The organism is Alphaproteobacteria bacterium GM7ARS4 (assembly GCA_014332745.1).
Taxonomy (GTDB): domain Bacteria; phylum Pseudomonadota; class Alphaproteobacteria; order GM7ARS4; family GM7ARS4; genus GM7ARS4.
In genome coordinates, this window is sequence record JACONL010000020.1 from 1 (window position 1) to 7,002 (window position 7,002).

A 7,002-nucleotide genomic window follows, 5' to 3' on the forward strand; every position below is an offset into this window, starting at 1 on the left:
GTCCTGTTTGTCGGCGCGGCGTTCTTATCAGCACTCTTTTGTTTTTCGCCCACATCATATGTATGTGAATCCATCTATGTCAATTTCCTTCACTCCCCATATAAGGACTCGACGTTGGGTTATCTGCCCTATCTCGTTCTGTTATCGACACTCTGGATTGTTTCTGGCAACTTCAATCAACGAAGAGGGAAGAAGTCGAGTGAGATCATAAAAGAGATACTGGGAAGAAGCGCCGAAAAAGGCGAAGGACAATAACCCCGTGTTTTGTTGTTGTCTGTGTGATATAATGGATAGGTGAGGGTGGCGCAACAGGCACAGGCGCGCACGGATGATATGAAAGGAGAGACAGACAGGAGGAGAGCGTGTGAGAGAGAGGGTGTGAGAGAGAGCGTGTGAGCTGTAGAAAGAAAAAGAGGCAAGAATGGGTGAGCATGATAAGAACATAAAGAATACAAAGAGAGGGAACAAAAGAGATGATAGAGATATTGAGAGCTACACACACCAAGGTGAACGACTCAATAATCCGCCCGTGGGGCTGGTGCGCCCTGAAACAGAACCACCCACAATAGATAAAAAACACTACGCATACGATTACCATCGCTCACCATCCCTCCACTGGGCTGGAAAAAAAGAACGACAAGATTTCTACGTAGATAATGTCCCCCTCCATATCTACGAACGCATCGACGCAAAACGCATCATTCGCGCTATCACCAAACAATCACCACAAACAACACTCTTCGATGATGACGATAAAAAATCATCCCTGCAAAAAGATATAGAATTCTATCAACACCAAAATAAATGGACCAATCGCCTTGTCGCCGGCGACTCCCTCCTCGTTATGAACTCCCTGCTCCACAAAGAAAGCATGGGACAACAGATACAAATGATCTACATCGACCCGCCCTATGGCATTAAATACAATTCCAACTTTCAACCCTTCACCGACCGCACCAACGTGAAAGATGGCCTTGATGACGACATCCCCCACGATGTGCGCGCCGTCCAAGCCTTTCGCGATACATGGGAACTGGGTATTCACTCCTACCTGTCTTACCTCTATGAACGCCTGATGCTGGCACGGGAACTCCTCACCACAGAGGGAAGTTGCTTCGTCCAAATCTCTGACGACAATATGCACCTCGTCCGTAACCTCATGGACGATGTTTTTGACACCAAGAATTTTGTCAGTGTGATTTCCTTTGCCACGAGCGGTGGTTTTACTACTAAACATCTCAGCAGGCGGGGCGACTATCTCGTCTGGTATGCCAAGGATAAAGACCTTATGACCTACAATCAGCTCTATCTCCCGAGCAAAGATAGGGAGAGGGGCGATAATGTCTATCGTCATCTGTTGTTATTGGATGGCACGAGACGGGCTATGACACAGGATGAACGCAAAGGCATCACCCCCCTTCCTCAAGGGGCGCGCATTCTTCGGTATAGTTCTCTACAAAGTCAAGACGCGCCAAAAGAACCAACCCCCTTCGAGTTTGAGGGCAAGACCTATTATCCCGCTAAAGGAAGGCATTGGACAGCGCGCTACCCTGACGGCATGGAGCGTCTTGCCCATGCCAAACGTATTGCTGTTGCTGGCAATGGCATTTGTTACACCCGTTTCCTTGAGGATAATCCCTATACCCAATTGACCGACACATGGACGGATACGGGGAGCGTGGCGACTGGCAAAGTCTATGCCGTGCAGACTCGTAAGAAAGTCATCGAACGTTGCATGCTCATGACGACACACCCCGGTGACCTTGTCCTGGACCCGACATGCGGGAGTGGCACGACAGCGCTGATGGCGGAAACATGGGGCAGGCGTTGGATCACATGCGATACATCCCGCGTTGCTCTCACCATTGCCAAACGCCGCCTGATGACGTCCCATTATCCCTATTATCACATGGCGTCCCCTGAGGAAGGCATTCACAAAGGCTTTGATTACGAGACATTCCCCCATATCACCATCACAACCATCTCTTGCAATACCAATATCAAGGCAGGCCTGACGCAACAAGAGATTGATGGCTTGATTGCCGAGAGCGCCGAGGTCACGCCTCTCTATGATAAACCTAAAGTTGATAAGACTAGAATACGCGTCACGGGTCCTTTCACGGTGGAGGCGGCGCCGACTCCTGTTATTCATCCTCTGCATGAGCCGTTTGATTCATCGTCTATGGCGATGCGGGGTGATGACTCTGACCCGCATAGGCAGGGTGAGAGTTTTAGGCAGAATGAATGGATGGCCATGTTAGGGCGCGAGGGCATTATTGATAGTCGGGGTGGGACGATTGAATTCACCTATGTTGAGTTGCAGCAAGGCACGCGCTATCTACAGGCGCGGGGTGAGACGAAGGGCAAGACGATTCAGACGGTCGCTTTTCATTTTGCCTCACCCTATGTCGTGTTGAATAAGATTCATGTGCGCAAGGCGTTAGAGGAGGCGCATAAGTTAATCCCGCGTCCTGAGCTTGTTGTCTTTTGCGCCTTTGATTTTGATGGCGAGGCTGTGCGCGAGATTGACGAGACGTGTTTGCCTTCGCTCAGGCTTATGAAGGTAAAAATAGACCATGATATTTTGACGGCGGATTTGAGGAAGAAGCAGAAGCAAGGCGGGCATTTCTGGTTGGTGGGACAGCCTGATATTCATTTAGAGACTTTCAAGAAAGGGGGTGATGAACCGCAACGTTATCGCCTGCATATTTATGGTTTTGATTATTTTGCGCAAGACGAGGAGGGCATTCGTATCATATCGGAGAAGGTGGACAGAATCGCCATGTGGATGGTGGATACCGACTATGATGGCAGGAGTGTCTATCCCGCACAGATTTTCATTCCCAAAGAGTCCAAGTCCAGTTGGCATCAATTGGTGAAGAAAATGAAACTTCCTATGGATGAGGAGCGTATGGATTGCCTCAGTAGCACGACCTCTCTTCCCTTTGAGGCTGGGGACTATGGGCGGGCGATGGTGAAAATCATTGATACGCGCGGCGTTGAGAGCATGCGCCTTGTGCCTCTTGTGTGAAGGTGTGACGTCCGCTATGTCTCAGCAAGAGAAGACGGCCAAGACATCGCTTGTCATCAATAGTCCCTATGCCATGCCATGTCAGCATTGGCAGTTTCACTATGCCCATGGGGAGGGCATACAGAAGACATTGACGGCTGGTCGGCGTCCTTCGGGTTATCGTATTGCTTCGTCGCGTGTCTCGCCAGCGCAATCGGCGCAAGATATGGGTGTTTTTGTGCCTATTCCTTTGGTGGAGACGATACGGGAGCGGGTGGTGGCATGGCGTGAGGGTGGCTATCGTGGCGCAACGGGTGTGACGAGGCGTCTGTTGCGTCATTGGACGGATGAGAGAATTCCCCGTCAGCATCGTTTTTTCTTTTGTCAGTTAGAGGCTATTGAGACGTTGATATGGCTGATGGAGGCGCCTGAGAATCAGGCGCATTGTTCGGTGTCTATTCCTATGGATGGCGCGCTGAGGCGTCTGTGTTCGAAAATGGCGACAGGGACGGGCAAGACTATTCTTATGGCGTTTGTCATTGTGTGGCAGCTGCTCAATCGTGTTGATGACCCTAAGAACAAGCGTTATGCCAAAGAGATTTTAGTGGTTGCGCCTAATTTGACGGTGAAAGAGCGCCTGAATGTGCTGAATCCCAAACATCCAGAGAATATCTATGGGTTGAGTCGCAAAGACGCGTTGCGATTGAACGACCCTCGCCAAGAGAGGCGCGATAGGGATGGGGTGTTTTATCTTGTGCCTCGTGGTTTGCGGGAACAATTGACGCAAGGGAAAGTCCATATACAGAATTGGCATCAGTTACAATGGGATGACGAGGCCAAGATACGGGCAAGGAAAAGCGTTGATAAGCGGGGACCGCTCAGTGATGACGCCTATGTTCGTGATGTGTTAGGGCTTGATATGGCGTATGCCAGAGATATTGTCGTGTTGAATGATGAAGCACACCATGCGTGGCGTATGCCTGAGGAGATGAAAGAGAAGAGCTTGCGGGGTGAGGACAAGAAGCAAGCGGAGGAGGCAACGCAATGGATTCGTGGTTTAGAGCGTCTTCACCATGCGCGTAACGTTCTCTGTTGTTATGATTTTTCGGCGACGCCTTATATTCCGTCTTTACAGGGGAAAACGGAGTCTCTTTTCCCATGGATTGTGAGTGATTTTAGTCTCAATGACGCCATTGAGGCGGGTATTGTGAAAACGCCACGCGCTGTCGTGCGTGATGGGACGGGTGTCGACACGAAGACGTATAGACCGCGATTCGAACATCTCTATGACAATGACGAGGTTAAGAACGACCTGAATCGGCGGGCAAAGCCAGAGGAAGAATTGCCATTCTTGGTGACGGACGCCTACGCCACTCTTGCCCGTGATTGGCATGCGACATTGACGCGATGGCAGGCGGCAAAGGCGTTGACTCCTCCCGTGATGATCAGTGTCGTCAATCGCACTGAGACGGCAGCCCGTGTTGAACATATGTTTAAAGAGAACCAAATCGGCACTGAGGCGCTCGGTGAGCCAGACAAAATGCTACGTATTGACTCGCACGTTTTAGAGAAAATGGATAAGACGCACGGGGAGGCACTTTTACGGCGCAAGGTAAGCACGATCGGCAAGAAGGGTAAAGAGGGCGCTGCTATCCATAATGTCATTGCTGTGAATATGCTGTCGGAGGGGTGGGACGCACAGACAGTGACGCATATCATGGGGTTGCGCGCCTTCAGGAGTCAATTGTTATGCGAGCAAGTTATCGGGCGGGGGTTGCGGCGTTCTAGCTATGAGGTTGATGAGGAGACGGGATTATATACACCCGAACATGTCGATGTCTTTGGCGTGCCTTTTTCCTTTCTTCCTTGTGAGGAGGGCGATGATCTTCGTGCGGGGATGTTTGAGCCTCTGTGTTCTGTGGCGTATATGCCTGAACGTTCGGACAAGAACATCACATGGCCGCGCGTCCAACGTATCAATGTGTCGTATCGTCCGTCTCTGGCGCTTGAGGATGTGACGCCTCTCACCATTGATGCGGCGACAATCCCAAAGATTGTTGAATTAGCACCGAAGGTGGATAACCAGCCTGACCTCAGTGATGTCAAGGCGATAGACATACGTCAGTTGGGACAAAGCACACGCATGCAGACGTTATTTTTTAAGACAGCGAAGTCTCTGTATCGGGAGATAACGTCACATGGTGAATGGCCAGGGCATGAGATGGACCTTGTGAGCCAATTGGTGCGCTTGGTGGGGGATTTTCTCTTGTCGCCTCAGTTTCGTATCAAGCCTCAGGCGTTCCATGACGACCCTGCCATGTGTCGCGCCGTCATCTATCTCAGACGGACACAGATCATGCGCCATATACAGAATGCTCTTCGTTTAGGGAAGAGTGCGGATTCTTATGATATTATCGTGGACAAGGAATTGGGCTCTACGGAAGACACGTATCCCTATCGCACATCGAAGGCATGTGATGTGGGGAAGAAAACGCCTATTAGTTGTTATGTGTATGATTCGACATGGGAGCAGAGGGCGGCGGCGCTGTTAGAGCGCCATGAGGGTGTTGTGGCGTGGGTGAAAAACGGAAAGCAGGTGGGTTTTATCATTGATTATGTGTATCAAGGGGTTGTCAAGCATTACTTCCCTGATTTTTTGGCGCGTCTCACCTGTGGCAAGACCCTTATTATCGAGACAAAGGGAATAAAGACGGAGGAAAGCGAGGCAAAAAAACAAGCTCTTGAATTATGGGTTGCTGCCGTCAATGCCCATGGTGGCTATGGCGTGTGGGCATCGGCTCAGGCGGGGGATGAAAGCGCCATCCATGACGTTTTAGCGACTCATTGTGAGAGTCTTGGTAAGGTGTAGGGAAGGGTGAGGGGTTATGGCGAGACACCCATCAATTCGACAAAGTCTTTTTCAATGTGTTGGCGAAAGTCTGGCGTCAGCCTGTGCCAATCCACAACATCCACATGATAGGGGAGCATGCCACGTGCCTCTCCATGTGTTGGTGTGTCCTACGCCACCAGAGGAAACACTTCCCATCGCCGATTTTCGCGTCAGGGGCAGTCGACATGTCGGAAAGCCCAGTGGCAACCTGTTGGATACTCTTTATCAACATCAGAGGCGACAGCATTGGTATCAAGACTACGCCGTGAGCATTGGCGCACCCGACGTGGTGGTTGTCGGTTCGCTCACCCTAGAGACGCCCATCGCGCAAGCAGCAGAGGCCATGAGGCGTGACCTCAACTATGATTTGCGAAAGCAGAAGCAGGCAAAGACATGGGAGGGTGTCTTAAGAGACATAGGCAACCATGCTGATGACTTGGGTATATTAGTCATGAAAAATAGTATGGTTGGTAGCAATACCCATCGTCGGTTAGACCGCGAGGAATTCAGTGGTTTCGCCCTCTGTGATAAAAAAGCACCGCTGATATTCATCAACAATGCCGACTATAAGGCAGCGCGAAATTTCACCATTGTCCATGAGTTAGCGCATATATGGCTCGGTGAAGCGGGATTATCCCATGGGACTCTTCTTCAACATGAGCGCCAGTCTTCCCAAAGAATTGAAGCATGGTGCAACAAGGTTACGGCTGAATTCCTTGTGCCTGAGCAAGATATTAAAGGAGAACCTATCCCGAGGGACGTCTTGGAACAAGCGATAGAAGACCTCTCTTGGGAATACAAGGTGAGCACATGGGTGATTTTACTGAGGATCTTACATGTGGGGCGTATCACTTCAGCTGTCTATCATGAGATTTTGGAGAAGGAGAGGAAACCCAAAGTGCCATCGGATGAACAAAAACAACAAGGAGCCCCTCCTTTTCATGTAACGTTGCTATCACGGTTAGGGCGTCGTTTCCGTCGCGCTCTTATTGGAGACACGCTAGGAGGCCACACATTGTATCGTGATGCCTATGCCATGCTCGGTACGAGCAAGCATGGGACTTTCCTAAAACTTTCTGAAAAATTGGGAGCATGACATGAT

4 protein-coding genes are annotated in these 7,002 nt (G+C 50.3%); all 4 read left to right on the top strand.

Features of this window, described 5'->3' with window-relative positions:
• The first annotated feature begins 114 nt into the window (after positions 1 to 114).
• The 4 genes from GDA54_07000 (at position 115) to GDA54_07015 (ending at position 6,996) form a co-directional block, all read left to right on the top strand.
• Complete coding sequence (locus tag GDA54_07000) at positions 115 to 255, top strand: hypothetical protein (protein MBC6498043.1); 141 nt, start codon at positions 115 to 117, stop codon at positions 253 to 255.
• 166 nt (positions 256 to 421) lie between these two features.
• Positions 422 to 3,031 (top strand): site-specific DNA-methyltransferase, encoded by a 2,610-nt coding sequence (locus tag GDA54_07005; protein ID MBC6498044.1) that lies wholly within the window; start codon positions 422 to 424, stop codon positions 3,029 to 3,031.
• A gap of 16 nt (positions 3,032 to 3,047) precedes the next feature.
• On the top strand, positions 3,048 to 5,879 hold the full coding sequence (locus GDA54_07010; GenBank protein MBC6498045.1) for a DEAD/DEAH box helicase family protein: 2,832 nt from the start codon (positions 3,048 to 3,050) through the stop codon (positions 5,877 to 5,879).
• A gap of 16 nt (positions 5,880 to 5,895) precedes the next feature.
• Positions 5,896 to 6,996, top strand: a complete 1,101-nt coding sequence (locus GDA54_07015) for an ImmA/IrrE family metallo-endopeptidase (protein MBC6498046.1) — start codon at positions 5,896 to 5,898, stop codon at positions 6,994 to 6,996.
• Positions 6,997 to 7,002: the final 6 nt, after the last annotated feature.

What these genes read in the sequence shown, in the direction of transcription:
- GDA54_07005 (MBC6498044.1), top strand. Translation starts at nt 422, where the DNA reads ATGGGTGAGCATGATAAGAACATAAAGAATACAAAGAGAGGGAACAAA.
- GDA54_07010 (MBC6498045.1), top strand. Translation starts at nt 3,048, where the DNA reads ATGTCTCAGCAAGAGAAGACGGCCAAGACATCGCTTGTCATCAATAGT.
- GDA54_07015 (MBC6498046.1), top strand. Translation starts at nt 5,896, where the DNA reads ATGGCGAGACACCCATCAATTCGACAAAGTCTTTTTCAATGTGTTGGC.